The sequence below is a fragment of the Ensifer sp. ENS06 genome, assembly GCF_014852205.1.
Classification (GTDB): domain Bacteria; phylum Pseudomonadota; class Alphaproteobacteria; order Rhizobiales; family Rhizobiaceae; genus Ensifer; species Ensifer adhaerens.
This window is the reverse complement of sequence record NZ_JACVBC010000001.1, coordinates 422,037-439,093: the sequence shown is the minus strand read 5'-3', so window position 1 is coordinate 439,093 and position 17,057 is coordinate 422,037. Positions and strand designations below refer to the sequence as shown.

The 17,057-nt window shown below is 63.0% G+C and carries 17 protein-coding genes; 9 read left to right on the top strand and 8 right to left on the bottom strand.

The features are described from left to right. Window positions 1-242 precede the first annotated feature (242 nt). The 4 genes from IB279_RS02205 to IB279_RS02190 all read left to right on the top strand — a co-directional run bounded on the left by IB279_RS02205 (window position 243) and on the right by IB279_RS02190 (window position 5,038). A complete protein-coding gene (locus tag IB279_RS02205; RefSeq protein ID WP_113187514.1) occupies window positions 243-1,943 on the top strand; it encodes a long-chain fatty acid--CoA ligase in 1,701 nt (566 codons plus the stop codon). A 139-nt stretch (window positions 1,944-2,082) separates the two neighbouring features. Further along, entirely contained in the window at window positions 2,083-3,708 is a 1,626-nt protein-coding gene (gene pgi / locus IB279_RS02200; protein ID WP_113187515.1) for a glucose-6-phosphate isomerase, read from the top strand. A 559-nt stretch (window positions 3,709-4,267) separates the two neighbouring features. Further along, a complete protein-coding gene (locus IB279_RS02195; protein ID WP_034797227.1) occupies window positions 4,268-4,822 on the top strand; it encodes a DUF2975 domain-containing protein in 555 nt (184 codons plus the stop codon). Between the two features lie 3 nt (window positions 4,823-4,825). Continuing rightward, window positions 4,826-5,038, top strand: coding sequence for a helix-turn-helix transcriptional regulator (locus tag IB279_RS02190; protein WP_034797229.1), 213 nt, complete (start codon window positions 4,826-4,828; stop codon window positions 5,036-5,038). Between the two features lie 3 nt (window positions 5,039-5,041). Here the strand turns inward: IB279_RS02190 and IB279_RS02185 are convergent, their stop codons facing one another. The 7 genes from IB279_RS02185 to IB279_RS02155 all read right to left on the bottom strand — a co-directional run bounded on the left by IB279_RS02185 (window position 5,042) and on the right by IB279_RS02155 (window position 11,713). Continuing rightward, window positions 5,042-5,968 (bottom strand): carbohydrate kinase, encoded by a 927-nt coding sequence (locus IB279_RS02185; protein WP_060581836.1) that lies wholly within the window; start codon window positions 5,966-5,968, stop codon window positions 5,042-5,044. Window positions 5,969-6,060: 92 nt separating this feature from the next. After that, a complete protein-coding gene (locus IB279_RS02180) occupies window positions 6,061-6,753 on the bottom strand; it encodes an orotate phosphoribosyltransferase (RefSeq protein ID WP_113187516.1) in 693 nt (230 codons plus the stop codon). Window positions 6,754-6,780: 27 nt separating this feature from the next. After that, window positions 6,781-7,818 (bottom strand): dihydroorotase, encoded by a 1,038-nt coding sequence (pyrC, locus tag IB279_RS02175; RefSeq protein ID WP_034797236.1) that lies wholly within the window; start codon window positions 7,816-7,818, stop codon window positions 6,781-6,783. 186 nt (window positions 7,819-8,004) lie between these two features. Beyond that, the gene (locus IB279_RS02170) at window positions 8,005-8,625 is read right to left on the bottom strand and encodes a nucleoside triphosphate hydrolase (protein ID WP_112770599.1); all 621 of its coding nucleotides are present in this window, start codon (window positions 8,623-8,625) and stop codon (window positions 8,005-8,007) included. Continuing rightward, window positions 8,622-9,404, bottom strand: coding sequence for an ATP-binding cassette domain-containing protein (locus tag IB279_RS02165; RefSeq protein WP_034797240.1), 783 nt, complete (start codon window positions 9,402-9,404; stop codon window positions 8,622-8,624). The genes IB279_RS02170 and IB279_RS02165 overlap by 4 nt, the downstream gene beginning before the upstream one ends. Beyond that, window positions 9,404-10,489: an ABC transporter permease gene (locus IB279_RS02160; protein WP_113187517.1), complete on the bottom strand. Its 1,086-nt coding sequence runs from the start codon at window positions 10,487-10,489 to the stop codon at window positions 9,404-9,406. The genes IB279_RS02165 and IB279_RS02160 overlap by 1 nt, the downstream gene beginning before the upstream one ends. A 198-nt stretch (window positions 10,490-10,687) precedes the next feature. Then, a complete protein-coding gene (locus IB279_RS02155; RefSeq protein ID WP_034797243.1) occupies window positions 10,688-11,713 on the bottom strand; it encodes a sugar ABC transporter substrate-binding protein in 1,026 nt (341 codons plus the stop codon). A gap of 342 nt (window positions 11,714-12,055) precedes the next feature. Between IB279_RS02155 and IB279_RS02150 the strand changes: the two genes are divergently transcribed. Then, window positions 12,056-13,288: an ROK family transcriptional regulator gene (locus IB279_RS02150; protein WP_060519843.1), complete on the top strand. Its 1,233-nt coding sequence runs from the start codon at window positions 12,056-12,058 to the stop codon at window positions 13,286-13,288. Continuing rightward, the gene (locus tag IB279_RS02145) at window positions 13,288-13,716 is read left to right on the top strand and encodes an RbsD/FucU family protein (protein ID WP_060519841.1); all 429 of its coding nucleotides are present in this window, start codon (window positions 13,288-13,290) and stop codon (window positions 13,714-13,716) included. The genes IB279_RS02150 and IB279_RS02145 overlap by 1 nt, the downstream gene beginning before the upstream one ends. Before the next feature lie 72 nt (window positions 13,717-13,788). On the opposite strand, the gene IB279_RS02140 is transcribed toward IB279_RS02145, so the two are convergent. Continuing rightward, window positions 13,789-14,211, bottom strand: coding sequence for a DoxX family protein (locus IB279_RS02140; RefSeq protein WP_034797251.1), 423 nt, complete (start codon window positions 14,209-14,211; stop codon window positions 13,789-13,791). Window positions 14,212-14,317: 106 nt separating this feature from the next. Here IB279_RS02140 and IB279_RS02135 point away from each other — a divergent pair, with 106 nt between their 5' ends. Genes IB279_RS02135 through IB279_RS02125 form a run of 3 tightly spaced genes read left to right on the top strand, consistent with a single transcriptional unit; the run spans window position 14,318 to window position 17,047 of the window. Further along, window positions 14,318-14,527 (top strand): hypothetical protein, encoded by a 210-nt coding sequence (locus IB279_RS02135; RefSeq protein WP_146749500.1) that lies wholly within the window; start codon window positions 14,318-14,320, stop codon window positions 14,525-14,527. Continuing rightward, the gene (locus IB279_RS02130; RefSeq protein WP_034797255.1) at window positions 14,475-15,179 is read left to right on the top strand and encodes a Crp/Fnr family transcriptional regulator; all 705 of its coding nucleotides are present in this window, start codon (window positions 14,475-14,477) and stop codon (window positions 15,177-15,179) included. The genes IB279_RS02135 and IB279_RS02130 overlap by 53 nt, the downstream gene beginning before the upstream one ends. Window positions 15,180-15,184: 5 nt before the next feature. Then, entirely contained in the window at window positions 15,185-17,047 is a 1,863-nt protein-coding gene (locus IB279_RS02125; RefSeq protein ID WP_113187518.1) for a CHASE2 domain-containing protein, read from the top strand. Window positions 17,048-17,057: the final 10 nt, after the last annotated feature.

The following is a 17,057-nucleotide window of genomic DNA, read 5'->3' as shown; positions in this document are numbered from 1 at the left end:
ATGCAATACAGGCTTTTCCTGCGGCAGGCAAAGCTTTTGCGGTTCTCGTCATACTTTTTCGCAAGGCTCGCAGAAGCCTGTTAACCGTAAGCTCAGTTGACGTTTACGTCAAAGTTATATAATTCCGAATCTCAGCTTGAAGAGGTGTCGCAAAAGCATCATCCTCATCGGCGTGAGAGGATCGGGAGGGATTTTCTCAGGCCGCATCAGGCCAGCCTGTGGCGACCAGAGGGAGAGAGGTCATGGCGGAAGTCAGCGCACAACAGACGGGTATCAGCCCAGGCAAGATCTGGCTGAAATCCTATCCACCCGGAATAGCCGCCGAAATTGGCCCCCTGCCCTACAAGTCGATCGGCGAATTCTTCGACCACGCCGTTGCCCGCTATTCGAGCCGTCCGGCCTTCACCTGCATGGGCAAGACGCTGACCTTTGCCGACCTCAACGCCCAGTCCGCCAGGATCGGCGCCTGGCTGCAATCGATCGGCCTTGCCAAGGGCGACCGCGTCGCGGTGATGATGCCGAACATCCTCCAGAACCCCGTGATCGTCTACGGCATCCTCAGGGCCGGCTTTACCGTCGTCAACGTCAACCCGCTCTACACGCCGCGCGAACTGCAGCACCAGCTCACCGATTCCGGCGCCAAGGCGATCTTCGTTCTGGAAAACTTCGCGCACACCGTGCAGCAGGTGGTCGACAAGACCGCAGTCAAGCACGTCGTTGTCGCGACCATGGGCGACATGCTGGGCCTGAAGGGTGCGATCGTCAATCTGGTGGTCCGCCGCGTCAAGAAGCTCGTTCCCGCCTGGTCGATCCCCGGCCATCTTTCGTTCAAGGACGTTCTTTCCAAGGGCGGGCGAGCCAAGATGACGAAGCCGAACGTCGCCGCGAGCGACGTCGCCTTCCTGCAATATACCGGCGGGACGACGGGCGTCTCGAAGGGCGCGACGCTCACCCATTCGAACCTCTTGTCGAACATGGCGCAGATGGAAATCTGGTTCCAGACGGCGTTCCGCTCGCGCACCCGGCCGGACAATCTCGTCTTCATGTGCGCGCTGCCGCTCTACCATATCTTCGCGCTGACCGTGAATTCGCTGATGGGCCTTGCCACCGGCGGCAACAACATCCTGATCCCCAATCCCCGCGACATCCCGGGCTTCGTCAAGGAACTCGGCAAGCACAACACCAATATCTTCCCGGGCCTCAATACGCTGTTCAACGCGCTGATGAACAATGCGGAGTTCCAGAAGCTCGATTTCTCGTCGCTGATGCTGACCTTCGGCGGCGGCATGGCGATCCAGCGCCCGGTCGCCGAACGCTGGAAGCAGATGACCGGCTGCTCGATCGCCGAAGGTTACGGCCTGTCGGAGACCTCGCCGGTGGCAACAGCCAACATCCTCGATGCAACCGAGTTCACCGGCACGATCGGCATGCCCATCCCATCCACCGATGTCGAGATCCGCGACGACCAGGGCAATACGCTGGCGATCGGCGAAGTCGGCGAGATCTGCATCCGCGGGCCGCAGGTGATGGCCGGCTACTGGCAGCGGCCGGACGAGACCGCCAAGGCGATCTCGCCGGATGGCTTCTTCCGCTCGGGCGACATCGGTTTCATGAACGCCGACGGCCTCGTCAAGATCGTCGACCGCAAGAAGGACATGATCCTGGTCTCCGGCTTCAACGTTTTCCCGAACGAGATCGAGGAAGTGGCGATGACCCATCCGGGCATCCTCGAATGCGCGGCGATCGGCATTCCGGACGAGCATTCCGGCGAAGCGGTCAAGCTCTTCGTCGTCAAGAGGGATGCAGCACTGACGGAGGAAGAGGTCAAGCGCCACTGCGCCGCCAACCTCACCAACTACAAGCGTCCGCGTTTCGTCGAATTCCGCACCGAACTGCCGAAGACCAATGTCGGCAAGATCCTGCGCAAGGATCTGCGCGGATAAACTACTCCGAAATTCAAACGATTTAAAAAATCCTGAAAACCGCCGCCTCGGCGGTTTTCCAGTCTTGATTTGGTCCACTTAAAGCGAATAGCTACGCAGGCGATTGTCCGACACCCCTGTCCGACCAAGGAGCCCCGCGATGAAAGCGCTTGTCGACCAACTCAAAGCCACCGCCGCTCAAACCAACGCAACCGATATCCGCGCGGCCTTCGCCGCCGACGCAGAACGTTTCGCGCGTTTCAGCACCACGCTCGGCGACCTGCTGCTCGACTATTCGAAATGCGCCGTCAACGACAAGGTGCTGGACGGATTGGAGGCGGTCGCCAGGGCCGCCAAGGTCGAGGAGAAGCGGGACGCCATGTTCCGCGGCGACATCATCAACATCACCGAGGAGCGCGCCGTGCTGCACACGGCGCTGCGCAACCGCGGCAACCGCCCGATCCTCGTCGACGGCAAGGACGTGATGCCCGATGTCAACGGCGTGCTTGCCGCCATGGGCGCCTTTGCCGACGGCATCCGCTCGGGCGCGCTGAAAGGTGCGACCGGCAAGAAGATCACCGACGTCGTCAACATCGGCATCGGCGGCTCGGACCTCGGTCCTGTCATGGCGACGTTGGCGCTTGCGCCCTTCCACGACGGCCCGCGCCTGCACTTCGTTTCCAACATCGATGGCGCCCATATCGCCGATACGCTGAAGCTGATCGATCCGGAAACCTCGCTCTTCATCATCGCCTCGAAGACCTTCACCACCATCGAGACGATGACCAACGCGGCGACCGCCCGCGCCTTCATCGCCGGCAAGCTCGGCGAGGCTGCCGTCGGCCATCACTTCGCAGCCGTTTCGACCGCGCTCGACAAGGTCGCCGCCTTTGGCATCGACCAGGCCCGCGTCTTCGGCTTCTGGGATTGGGTCGGCGGGCGCTACTCGATCTGGTCGGCGATCGGCCTGCCGCTGATGATCGCCGTCGGCAAGGAGAATTTCGGCCGCTTCCTCGATGGCGGCCACGCCATAGACGAACATTTCCGCACCGCACCGATCCGTCAGAACATACCGGTCCTGCTCGGCCTTCTCGGCTTCTACCATCGCAACGTGCTCGGCTACCCGTCGCGGGCGATCCTGCCCTATGACCAGCGCCTGTCGCGCTTCCCCGCCTATCTGCAGCAGCTCGATATGGAATCGAACGGCAAGGCGGTGACGCTTGAGAGCACGCCGGTCGAATACTCGACCGGCCCGGTCGTCTGGGGCGAGCCCGGCACCAACGGCCAGCACGCCTTCTACCAGCTGATCCACCAGGGCACGGACGTCATTCCTGCCGAGTTCATGATCGCCGCCAACGGCCACGAGAAGAACCTGCGTCACCAGCACGAGCTGCTGATCGCCAATTGCCTGGCCCAGTCGGAAGCGCTGATGAAGGGCCGCACGCTCGCGGAAGCCAAGGCGCAACTGACCGCCAAGGGTATGGCCGATTCCAAGGCCGACAAGATTGCGCCGCACCGCGTCTTCACCGGCAATCGCCCGTCGCTGACGATCGTCTATGACCAGCTCGATCCCTTCGCGCTCGGCCGCCTGATCGCGCTTTACGAGCACCGCGTCTTCGTCGAGGGCGCGCTCTTCAACATCAATTCCTTCGACCAGTGGGGCGTCGAGCTCGGCAAGGAGCTGGCGACCGGCCTGCTTCCCGTCGTCGAAGGTAAGGAAAGCGCCGATGGTCACGATTCGTCGACGGCGGGTCTGGTGGCAGCCTTGCTGAAAGCCGCCCATTAAACAAATCCGCACGGTGCTCCCCGGAACCGCAGCGCTCCAGACGATAGAGGCCTGAGGCGCTTGTCGCGCCTCGGGCCTCGTCATTTTGCACAACCCGGCAACGTCGTGGCGCCGGGTTTCAGCACCTCCATCAGATCGAGCTTCGACAGCAGCAGAAAATAGTCCGTGTCCGACCCCATCTGCATCCAGGCATTGACCATGACCTTTCGGCCTGACGGGAAGGCGCCACGCCAGCAACGTCCGGAGAACCGGCCGACAGGCTGCCGCGGTTAGGCTTGCCCCGTTTCGAGCGTGCGATCTTTTCCTGCAACAGCCGCAAGCGCGCAGCGTCCGCTTCGGCGGGAGCCAGGAGATAGAGCGTTTCTCCCGGTGGCACGCGGCTCGCGAGCGCCGCAGCCGGCCCACCGCCCGCGTGAACGTCGAGCGCGTAGCTCTGGCTTTCCGCAGGCGCGCTCCCCTCCTGCCAGGAAAGCTCCAGGGTCGCATCTAACATCACAATTGACGGCAATTATTTATTGTTTTACGATAAAAATACAAGTGAAACGATAAGGGACTTTGTATGACGAACTCCGCCGAGAGGCTGCGCAAGCTCAGCCGCTTCATGAAGCTCATGATCATATTGTGCGGAGCGTTGTTCTGTTCGGCGGTCGTCTACACGCATTGGCAGATCTTCTTCGACCGGCAAGGCTTCGAACAGGGCGTTCGCGACATCGTCTTCCCTCGGGTCGAGATCATCACTCTGTCCTATCGAGCCATCGGGACCGTCGCCTTTCTGGCCGCGATCAACAACGCGCTCGTCATTGCCGGCCTCGCATTCGCCTGGCAGCTTTTCGACAGCTTCCAGCGCGGCGAGATCCTGTCCGGCCGCAATGGCGTGCTGTTGCGGCGGGTGGGACTGACCGCCCTTTTCGGCTCGCTGTGCATGACCGTCAGCAATGGGATCGGCATCCTCGCTGTCACCTATGACAACCCGGGCACCACGGGACATGCGGTGATGTTCGACATCAATGGCGGCACGATGATCGTGCTTCTGATGGCCGGGCTCGTCGTCGGCCTCGGCCATGTCATGGTCATCGCATCGGGGGTCGAGGCGGAGAACAGGAGCTTCGTCTAGCGCATGCCGATTGTCGTCAATCTCGATGTGATGCTGGCGAAACGCAAGGTTCGTTCACGCGATCTTGCCGAACAGGTGGGGATCACCGAGCAGAACATCTCGCTGCTGAAATCCGGAAAAGTGAAGGGCGTGCGCTTCGACACGCTGGAAAAGATCTGCGCAGCACTCGACTGCCAGCCGGGCGATATCCTGGAATACCGCCCGGACCCGGACTAACGATCAAAGACCGATTTCATGCTTCCACGGCGGGTTGGCGCCGGCGCGCGAGACCGTGACGGCCGCCGCCTTGGCGCCGAGCGCCAGCGCGTTGCGAACGGCGGTTTCAGTGAGGCCGGCGACATCGGCCTTGCTCAGGAGACCGGCGAGCTTCAGCGATGCCAGCACGCCGGCATCGAAAGTGTCGCCGGCACCGACCGTATCGACCACGGTCACGCGCTCACCGGCAACCTCGACCTTGTGGCGGGCGGTATAACCGACGGCGCCATCGGCGCCCTTGGTAATCAGCACCAGCTTGGGGCCGCGCCTCAGCCATTCGGCGGCGAGATCGTCGTGGCTGCCCTCCATGCCGAACCAGGCAAGATCCTCGTCGGAGAACTTGATGATATCCGACATCGCCGCCATGCGGTTCATGCGGGCGAGATGCGCTTCCCGGTCCTTGATGAACCCGGGGCGGATATTCGGATCGAAAGAAATGACCCGCTTTTCATGCTCGCGCGTCATCAATGCTTCGTAGGTCGAGCCGCAGGGCTCAGGGATCAGGCTGATCGCGCCAAAATGCAGTGCCTCACAGAAATCGCCGAGCGTTGGCAGGTGCTCGCGGGTGATCATGCGGCCGGCGGTGTTTTCATCGAAGAAGGCGTAGCTGGCATGGCCGTTGACCAGCTTGACGAAGGCAAGCGTCGTGTGCAGCGACAGCGTCGCGCAGGGGCCGAAATCGACATTCGCCGCCTTCAGCGTGTCGCGCAGGATATCGCCGAACATGTCGTCGGAGAGACCCGTGAAAAAGCCGGTCTGGATGCCGAGGCGGCCAAGGGCGATCGCTGTGTTGAAAATCGCGCCGCCGGCATAGGGCGCAAAGGCACTCTCGCCCGCGGTCGTGTCCCGCGGCAGCATGTCGATCAGCGCTTCTCCGCAGCATACGATCATCGGCTTATCCTCCTCGACAGATTTTCAATCGATTTAAAAATTATGACTGAAGACGCTACGAGGCCCCGGCAGAACCGGGGCCTCGCCAGAGATTACGCCAAGGCGCTGACGCCGCCGTTGTGGCCCGACCAGGCGAGCGGCGCGTTGAGGAAGGCCTCGACCTCACCGAGCGTCTTTTCGTCGAACAGCTTCTGCTCGCGGGCGACCGCAAGCACGTTGCGCCATGTGGCGATCCAGTGCAGGTCGACGCCCTTGCCTTTCATCTCGCCGACCGCTTCCGGGAAGATGTCGTAGTAGAAGAGCGCAATGCCGTGGTCGACGATGCCACCGGCTGCGCGGATCGCGTCGATGAACTTGAACATCGAGCCACCAGCCGTCGTCAGGTCCTCGATGACGAGAACGCGGGCGCCTTCCGGCATATGGCCTTCGATCTGGGCGTTGCGGCCGTGGCCCTTGGGCGCCTTGCGCACATAGATCATCGGCAGGCCGAGACGTTCGGCAAGCATGGCGGCGAAGGGAATGCCGGCGGTTTCGCCGCCTGCAACCACGTCGAACTTCTCAAAACCGGCTTCGCGCAGGATCGACGCTGCAGCAAAATCCATCACCGCCGAACGGATGCGCGGATAGGAAATCAGCTTGCGGCAGTCGATATAGACGGGGCTTGCCATGCCGGACGACAGCTTGTAGGGCTTGTCGGCGCTGAAATGCACGGCCTTGATCTCCCAGAGCATCTTGGCGACCAGCTCGGCCATGACGGCCTTGTCGGTGAACGCGTTGGAAAACATCAAACTCTCCTTCAAAACTTCAAGCGATCAAACGACGGCCCAGTGCAGCGGGAACATCGGATCGAAAACGGTGACCGGACCGGCACCGGTCTCGATCTTCTTGGGATAAGTGACAGCCTCTGCCTGTTTCCTGAGCGTGATCGTTTCCTCGTTCACCGGCAGCCCGTACCAGGCGGGACCGTTCAGCGAGGCGAAGGTTTCGAGCTTGTCGAGCGCGCCCTCCTCCTCGAACACATGCGCCAGGCAGCTCATGGTGTTGATCGAGGTGTAGATGCCGGCGCAGCCGCAGGCGCATTCCTTCAGCGGATCGACGTGCGGTGCGGAGTCCGTGCCGAGGAAGAAGCGCTTGTCGCCGGAGACGGCAGCCGCGCGCAATGCCAGGCGGTGGTTCTCGCGCTTGGCGACCGGCAGGCAGTAATAGTGTGGCTTGATCCCACCGACGAGAATGGCGTTGCGGTTGATGATCAGGTGATGGGTGGTGATCGAACCCGCAAGGTTCGCCTTCGACGCCTTGATGTAGTCGATGCCGTCCTTGGTGGTGACGTGCTCCATCGTCACCTTCAGTTCCGGCAGGCGCTTGCGCAAGGGATCGAGCACGGTCTCGATGAACACGGCCTCGCGGTCGAAGATGTCGACGTCCGAGCTGGTGACTTCGCCATGCACGCAGAGCGGCAGGCCGATCTTGGCCATGCGCTCCAGCACCGGCATCGCCTCGTCGATGTTGCGCACGCCGCTGTGCGAGTTGGTCGTCGCACCTGCCGGATAGAGCTTGACCGCCTTGACGAGACCGCTCTTGTGGCCGGCTTCGACGTCGTCGGGATTGGTGCCTGCGGTCAGGTAGAGCGTCATCAGCGGCTCGAACCGGTCCCCGGCCGGGATCGCCGAGACGATCCGTTCGCGATAGGCGGAGGCGTCTGCGGTCGTGACGACAGGCGGCACCAGGTTGGGCATGATGATCGCGCGGGCGAAATGGCGGCTGGTATCGGCGATAACGCCCTTCAGCATGTCGCCGTCGCGCAAATGAAGGTGCCAATCATCCGGGCGGCGGATAACGAGGTCTTGCATGGTCAGCGTTCTCCTAGGTCAGAGCAGGCGCAGACGGAAAACCGCAGCCCCGGGCTCGCGCCCGATCCGCGCGCGCAGCTTTGCGAGCCGGCGGGTACGCGGGTGGCGGGCGGTTTCTCATGTGGTGGAACCGCGTCTCGATATCACCAATGCGCCCGCAAACACAATCCGCAATCCGACCATCGCTCAGAAATCCGCAAGCACCAGATCCGCCGCCCGCTGATGGTCGACCACACGATGCGCGTTCGGGATATCGTTACCGAGAGCCTTGCGCTTCGCCGCCTCCTCGTCATAGCCGTGATCGGACCAGCGCTGCAAAAGCCGCCGCTCCAGTTCTGCCACGCCGGGATTGATGAAGATCGAGAAATCGAAGGCGCCTTCGAGCCTGTCCCACGGCGCCTCGTCGAGCAGCAGGTAGTTGCCCTCAACCAGGATGATGCGGGTCTCGGGCGCAACGATCCTGGCAGAGGCGATCGCGATCTCGCGCGAGCGGTCGAAGACCGGAACCAGCACCTCGCCGTCATTGGCGCGCACCGCGGCGACCGTCGAAAGAAAAGCCCTGACGTCGAATGTCTCCGGCGACCCCTTCCGTGGGAGGAGACCTTTTTCCTCAAGAACGGCATTGTCCATGTGAAAGCCGTCCATCGGCAGAACCGCCGCCCTTTCGCCGCCGGCAACCAAGGTTTCGGCCAGCGCCTCGGCCAGCGTCGACTTCCCGGCACCGGGCGGCCCGGCGATGGCGACGACGAAGCGGGCGGCACCGGCCGCCCGTTTCAGGATTTCGTTTGCAATCGGCTCGACATTCATGCCGCAAGCGCCTCGCGCGGCGGCTCCTTCGCCCCGGTCATGAAGGCAACCGCATCCGACATCGTATGCTCCTTCGGATTGATGACGCAGAGCCGCTTGCCGAGACGGTGAACGTGGATGCGGTCGGCCACCTCGAACACATGCGGCATGTTGTGCGAGATCAAGACGATCGGCAGGCCGCGCGAGCGCACGTCGAGGATCAGCTCCAGCACCCGCCGGCTTTCCTTGACGCCGAGTGCCGCCGTCGGCTCGTCCATAATCACCACCTTGGAGCCGAAGGCCGCGGCCCGCGCCACGGCCACGCCCTGGCGCTGGCCGCCCGAGAGCGTTTCCACCGCCTGGTTGATGTTCTGGATCGTCATCAGCCCGAGCTCGGACAGTTTCGCCCGCGCCCGCTTTTCCATTTCCGCGCGATCGAGGGTGCGGAAGAGCTTGCCCATGATGCCAGGTTTGCGGATTTCGCGGCCGAGGAACATGTTGTCGGCGATCGACAGCGCCGGCGACAGCGCCAGGTTCTGATAGACCGTTTCGATGCCGGCCGTTCGCGCTTCCATCGGCGAACGGAAGTTGATCAGTTGGCCCTCAAGCCGGATCTCGCCCTCATCCGGCGTGATGGCGCCGGAGATCGCCTTGATCATCGAGGACTTGCCGGCACCGTTGTCGCCAATCACGGCGAGGATCTCGCCGGGATAGAGATCGAAATCGGCATGATCGAGAGCGGTGACGCGACCGTAACGCTTGACCAGGCCGCGCGCGGTGAGAATGGGTTCCTGAGCCATCAGCCTGCTACCTTTCTGATCCATTGGTCGATTGCGACGGCGGTGATGATCAAGACGCCGGTGAGGAAGACTTTCCACTGCGGATCGGCGCCGAGCATGTTGAGCCCCATGGAGACGACGCCGACGATCATCGCGCCGATCAGTGTGCCGAGGATCGAGCCGCGGCCGCCGAAGAGCGAGATGCCGCCGATCACGGCTGCGGTGATGGCCTGCAGATTGTAGTCGGTGACGGCTGCAGACGGCGAGATCGAGCCATTGCGGCCGATCGAGACCCAGGCGGCAAGTGCCGCGATCAGGCCGGCCAGCGTATAGGCACTCAGGAGCACGCGGCTGGTGCGGATACCCGAGAGTTTCGCCGCTTCCGGATCGTCGCCGACGGCATAGAGGTGGCGGCCCCAGGCGGTGTGATTGAGCGCGTACCAGAGGCCGACGACCAGCACGACCATCATCACCACGCCGAGCGTGAAGACGGCGGAGCCCACCTTGAAGCTGACGCCGAAGAGGTGGAGCATCTGGGTGACGGCCGTCACGTCGGCCTCGCGGATCGTCGCGTTGGCCGAATAGATGAAGTTCGTCGACATAGTGACATACCAGGTGCCGAGCGTGACGATGAACGGCGGAAGCTTGACCCTGGAGACGAGGAAGCCGTTGAGGAAGCCGCAGGCGCCGCCGACGACGAAGCCGATGAAGATCGCGATCGGTGCCGGAAGGCCGTAGGTGACGGCGCAATTGCCCATGATCACAGCCGACAGCACCATGATGACACCGATCGAAAGATCGATGCCGGCGGTCAGGATCACCAGCGTCTGTGCGGCACCAAGAATGCCGACGATGGCGATCTGCTGAAGGATCAGGGTCAGGGTGTAGGACGAGAAGAACTTACCCCCGATGGCGATGCCGAAGATCAGGATCGCTGCAATCAGCACGATGAACGGCACAGCGGCCGGCGTCGAATGCAGGAAATGCTGGATCTTCTGGACCGCTGTCTTGTCATGCGTATCGAACGACGCGACCTGCGTCGAACTGTTGACCAGGACTTTCTCGAATTCCTGGGATGGCTGCGCGGCTGTGTTGGGCTCGCCCATGGACCTTCCTCCCGTGAACCCCACTCCCAAGGGGTTGCGATGGTGTCGTGCACAGCCCGCCCACAATGACGCGGGCAATAGCACTCTTTAAAAGCTGCGCGGTTTTCGTCGCCTTGTCAAAGACATCGGCGCTTACGCGAAGGGCGGCCGGGGCCGCCCTTCCGTTGCCTTTGCATGGTGACAGTAGAAGGCGGGCAATCAGCCCCAGCACTTCTCCGTGCCGACCTTGGTATCGATCGATTCGACGCCGGCTGCCGGCTTGTCGGTGACGAGCGAGACGCCGGTATCGAAGAAGTCCTTGCCTTCGGTCGGCTTCGGCTTCTCACCGGTGTCGGCGAACTTCTTGATCGCCTCGATGCCGAGAGCCGCCATCATCAGCGGGTACTGCTGCGAGGTTGCGCCGATGACACCTTCGGCGACCGACTTGACGCCCGGGCAACCGCCGTCGACCGAAACGATCAGCACGTCCTTTTCCTTGCCGACGGCCTTCAGCGCCTGATAGGCGCCGACGGCGGCCGGCTCGTTGATGGTGTGGATGACGTTGATATCAGGATCCTTCTGCAGAAGGTTCTCCATCGCCTTGCGGCCGCCTTCCTCGTTGCCGTTGGTGACGTCGTGGCCGACGATGCGCGGATCGTCCTCGTCGCCGATCTTGTTCGGATCCTTCGTGTCGATGCCGAAGCCCATCATGAAGCCCTGGTCGCGCAGAACGTCGACTGTCGGCTGCGACGGCGTCAGGTCAAGGAAGCCGATCTTGGCGGTCTTGGCACCATCACCCATGGTGGCGGCTGCCCACTGGCCGATCAGCTTGCCGGCGAGCAGGTTGTCGGTGGCAAAGGTCGCATCGGCAGCGGTTGCCGGATCAAGCGGCGTGTCGAGCGCGATCACGAGCAGACCGGCTTCCTGCGCCTTCTTGACCTGATCGACGATCGCCTTGGTGTCGGAGGCGGCGATCAGGATGCCTTTGGCACCGTCTGCAATGCAGGATTCGACCGCAGCCACCTGGCTGTCATGGTCGCCGTCGATCTTGCCGGCATAGGACTTCAGCGTCACGCCGAGTTCCTTGGCCTTGGCAGTCGCGCCCTCCTTCATCTTGACGAAGAAGGGATTGGTGTCGGTCTTGGTAATCAGGCAGGCGCCGACATCGGCGGCTTGCGCGGGCATGGCGAAGACAACGCCAAGCGACAGCGCGCCAAAAGCAGCGGAAAGAACAGTCTTCTTCATGAAATCCTCCCAAGGATTGAAAATCGTGCCGGCGGACCGGCCCTGGCTACACCACCGCAGCATTCTCCTCCGCTGCAACTGGCGCTTCCGAGACAAAAACAAACACTAAATTTCCGGGGTGTCAATAAATAAATCAAATTGAATTATTATTTCGATGTGGCATTCTTGGGATGACAGCGCTCCACCGGAGGATTGGCGCGCCGACCAAATTGACAGAGCCGCGACAAGTGGAAACAAGAGACCTGCGCCAAGCGGGCGGCAGAACGGGATGAGGAACTATGCAGGCGGCTTGCGCCCGTATCCCGCTCACATAATCCAATGCCAACGGGAGGAGACGGTGGCATGTCACTGACAGACGGCCCCGACCGGGGACCGACGCAACCTGAAGTCATCGACCCGAGCGGCGGCGCCAACCAGACGCGCGTGCGCGCCTATAACGAACGGCTGGTCATGTCGCTTGTCCGGCGCCACGGCGGCCTCTCCAAGGCCGACATCGCCCGGCGCTCCGGCCTGTCGGCGCAGACCGTTTCGGTGATCATGCGCGCGCTCGAAAGCGACGGCCTTCTGGTCAAAGGCGATCCCGTCAGAGGCAAGGTCGGCCAGCCCTCGACGCCGATGCGGCTCAACCCAGACGCGGTCTATTCCTTTGGCGTCAAGATCGGCCGGCGCAGCGCCGATCTGGTGCTGATGGATTTCGTCGGCAACATCCGGCTGCATCTGCACCACGTGCATCCCTATCCGTTGCCCGGCGATCTCGTCGATTTCATCATTTCCGGCATGGCGAAGCTCGAACAGCAGCTTGGCCCCGACCAGCGCAAGCGCATCGCCGGCATCGGCATCGCCACCCCCTTCGAGCTCTGGAACTGGGCCGAAGAAGTGGGCGCGCCGCGCGAAGAGATGAACAGGTGGCGCGACGTCGACCTGCAGGCGGCGGTCGCTGCCCGTACCACCTATCCGGTGTTTCTGCAGAACGACGGCACCAGCGCCTGCGGTGCCGAGCTCGCCTTCGGCGTCGGCGCCAGCTATCCGGATTTCGTCTATTTCTATATCGGCTCGTTCATCGGCGGCGGCGTTGTGCTGAACTCCGCACTCTTCTCCGGGCGAACAGGAACGGCTGGCGCCGTCGGTCCGCTGCCGGTCTCGGGCAAGGACGGCAAAACCATCCAGCTGCTCAAGATCGCCTCGGTCTTCGTGCTCGAAAACCTCTTGCGCGAACGCGGCATCGATCCGCGGCCGCTCTGGTACTCGGCCGACGACTGGATCGACTTCGGCGAACCGCTCGACATCTGGATCGACGACTGCGGCGCAGCCCTCGCCCAGGCCGTCGTCTCCGCCGTTTCGATCGTCGACTTCTCGGCCGTCGTCATCGACGGCGGCTTCCCGCCCTGGGTGCGGGCGCGGTTGCTTTCCGCCACGCGCAAGGCGCTCTACGACCTCGACCTTCAGGGTGTAACCATTCCCGAACTGGTGGAAGGCATGGTCGGCAGCCATGCGCGCGCCATCGGCGGCGCGAGCCTGCCGCTCTTTTCCCGCTACCTGCTCGACACCAATGTCCTCTTCAAGGAGCTCGGCTGATGCTGAAAGGCCTAAACCCGATCCTCAGTCCCGAACTGCTCGCAACGCTGCGAGCGATGGGCCACGGCGACGAGATCGCGCTGGTGGATGGCAACTACCCCGGCCAGGAACATGCGCGCCGTCTCATCCGGCTCGACGGGCACCCGCTGATCCCCGTGCTCGACGCTATCTTGAGCGTCTTGCCGATCGACGATTTTGTGCCCGAGGCGATCTTCCGGGCCACTGTCAAACAGGACAAGGACACGCTCGACCCTGTCCACCAAGAGATCGTCGCGTGCTGCGGCAAGCACGAACCGAACCGCCGCGTCGTGCCTCTGCTCGGCGCCGATTTCTATCCGCGCGTCAGGGCCGCCCACACGGTGGTCCAGACGAGCGAGCCCCGGCTTTACGGCAACGTCATCCTGCGCAAGGGCGTGATTTATCCCTGAGACTTCGCACACAACGAAAAAAGCCCGCCGGCGAACCGGCGGGCTTGCATTTCATCAAGTGAAATCCGTGCCTCAGGCGCCGCGCTTGTCGATCGACAGCGCGCCCGGGCCAAAGGCGGCGAGCACGAGGAAACCACCGGCGACCGAGATGTTCTTCATCATCATCAGGCTGTTGAAGACGCTCAGCAGGCCGTTGGCTTCCGGCGGGAAGGTCGGAATGTTGATCGCACCGCTATGGAAGACGAAGGCAGTCACGAGCGTGAAGGCCGCCAGCAGGTAGGCCGCAATCTTCGTCTGGAAACCGACGAGAACGGCAAGACCGGCAACCAGTTCGAAGGCGCCGGCGAGATAGGCAAGCAGCGTCGGCGCGGGCCAGCCGGCACCGGTGATCATTCCGGCGGTCGCCGACGGATCGGTGAGCTTGCCGAAGCCGGCCGTGATAAACATGATCGAAAGCAGGATGCGTCCGACGAGGACGACAACATTCTGAGACATGGAAGACTCCTGTGAGAAACGGTTCGTTGGCAACAGAAGTATCAGTATTTTCAAAATCATCTAGCCGTTGCGCGGGCGACAGATCGTTCACAAAAATGAAACGCCGATGACGCATCGTCAACCTTCTATCGGCCACTTCTCGACGCAGGACTGCAAGGCAATGCGGAACTACAACGACGACGCCTCGTTCTTTTATGTTGCAACGACGGAGCGGCTGGGCGAAGAATTTCGGCGCGGCAGGGGACGCCGCGCGGGGGAATGTCATGAACGAAATCAACAGGAGCCCGGCATTCTGGCGCTCGTTTCCGATCTTTGAAGAATTCGACAAGGACGCTATCGCCGAACTTGCCAATATCGCAACCTATCGGAAATGGCCGGCCGGCACCGTGATCTTCCAGCGCGGCGACGAAGGCAACTACATGATTGTCGTCATCTCCGGGCGCATCAAGCTGTCGCTGATCACGCCGCAGGGCCGCGAACTGATGCTGCGCCAGCACGAAGCCGGCGCGATCTTCGGCGAGATGGCGGTGCTCGACGGTCAGACCCGTTCGGCCGATGCGACCGCCACGACCGCCTCCGAGGGCTATGTAATCGGCAAGAAGGCCTTTCTCGACATCGTCACCAATCGACGGGAGGCGGCCGAAGCGGTCATCCGCTTTCTCTGCGCCCAGCTTCGCGACACGACGGAGCGGCTGGAAACCATCGCGCTTTACGACCTCAACGCCCGGGTGGCGCGCTTCTTCCTCGCGACCCTCCGGCAGATCCACGGCAACGAATTGCCGGAAAGTGCCAATCTCAGGCTGACCATGAGCCAGACGGACATCGCCGGCGTGCTCGGCGCCAGCCGACCCAAGGTCAACCGCGCCATCCAGTGGCTTGAGGAGAGCGGCGCGATCAAGCGCAACGAAGGCATCATCGCCTGCAAGGTCGGTCGCCTGCAGAGCATCGCTGACCCCGAGGAGGACTAGACCGCATGGTCGTTGAGCCGCGCCGGCGTTTGCGTTTCACGCCGCTCGCCGGCGGTTGCCTCACGAGCCTGCTTGCGGCCATAGCACTCTATCTCTACGCCGGACCGCTGTTCGAAACCCAGCGCGAGTTGTTCTTCGACAGTCTGACGCAATGGGTTCCTGCCCCCCAGTCGCCCGACCTCGTCGTCGTCGACATCGACCGGCAGGCCCACCAGTCGCGCCCTTCGGGTGAATGGGACCGGACAGCGACCGCCGAGCTTCTGTCGCGACTCGCGACCGCGGGCGCCAAGGTGATTGCAGTCGATTTCGTCTTCAGCGCCGATTGCGACCCCAGCTCCGACGGCAACCCGGCGCTTGCCGCAGCACTTTCGAAGACCGCCGTCGTTCTCGGTTTTCTCGTCGCCGATACGGTGCAGGAGCGGCCGCGTCCCGTGCCGCCGCTGGCGCTCAGCCGACCCTTCACCGCGCCCGAACTGTGGTTTCTCGACGGCGCGGAAACGTCATGCCGGGCCTTCATGGATCAGGCGAGTGCGGCGGCGGCCTCGTTTCTCGTCGGCGACGAGGATGCGCGCATACGCCGGGTTCAGGCCTATGCCATCCTCGGCAACGACGCCTATCCGACGCTGGCGATCGAAGCGGCCCGGCAGATGCGGGGCGGCGGCACGCCCATCCTCGGCGGCCAGCCGGCCTGGATGCGCATCGACGGGCAAACGATCTTGCTCGACGACACCGGAAGCCTGCGTTTCGTCGCAAGTCCCCAGGAACGGCTCAGCGAACGTACGGTTTCGGCGGCCGACGTCTTGTCCGGCAAGGCTTTGCCCGAGCGCTTCGCCGGCAAACTCGTGCTGATCGGCAGCAGCCTGCCAAGCCTCGGAGGCCTCAGACCGAGCGCCTCGATGCCGCTCGAACCCTCGGTGCAGATCCACGCCGACATCGCCAACGCGATCATGACCGGCTTCGTGCCGCAGCGCGACGGCCGATTGCCGCTTGCCGAAGCCGTGGCCGCACTTGTCGCCGGCCTCGGCATCGCCTTTGCCGCCACCCGCCTGCGGCCGCTGACATCGGCGGCGCTCGGCCTTTGCACCGTCGCCGCCGCGGTCGCTGCATCTGCCGTCGTCTACGATGCCAGCGGCTGGCTCATCGATGCCGTCAGCGTCTCGGTCGCGCTTATTGCCGTCCTCGCGGTGACCAGCGTCCTGCAATTTGCCCAGGTCCGGCGCGCGGAAGCGACGGCCCGGCAGAAGTTTTCGCAATATCTGCCGCAGTCGGTGGTCGCCCGCTACATCGACAATCCCGGACTTGCCCGCATGGCTGGCGAGGAGCGCCAGGTGACCGCGCTCTTTACCGACATCGAGAGCTTTTCCACCCTGTCGCAGAGGCTCAAGCCGCGGGAGCTCATCGCCTTGCTCGACATCTATTTTGCCGAAGTCAACGCGCTGGTGGCCGACCATGGCGGCATGGTCGACAAGGTGGTGGGCGATGCGGTGCACGCGTTCTTCAACGCCCCGGAGGATCTGGCTGATCATGTCGACAGGGCCATCGATTGCGCCAAGGCGATCCATGCGCTGACGGAAGAGATGCGCAGGCGTCCGCAGTTCGCCTCCAACGGTTTCGGCCGGACGCGGATCGGGATCGAGACCGGACCGGCCGTCGTCGGTGAGGTCGGCGCCGGCGGCAAGCTCGACTACACGGCCCACGGCGATGCGATCAATCTGGCGGCACGCCTTCAGGAGGCAAACAAGTTTCTCGGCACGGCGATCTGCGTCGGGCCCGCTGCCGCTCAGGAAAGCAAAAGGCCGCTTCGCCCGCTTGGCAGCCACGAGATCCGCGGGTTCTCGACGATGGAACTGTTCACGGTCGCCGACTGAGGCGGCGCGC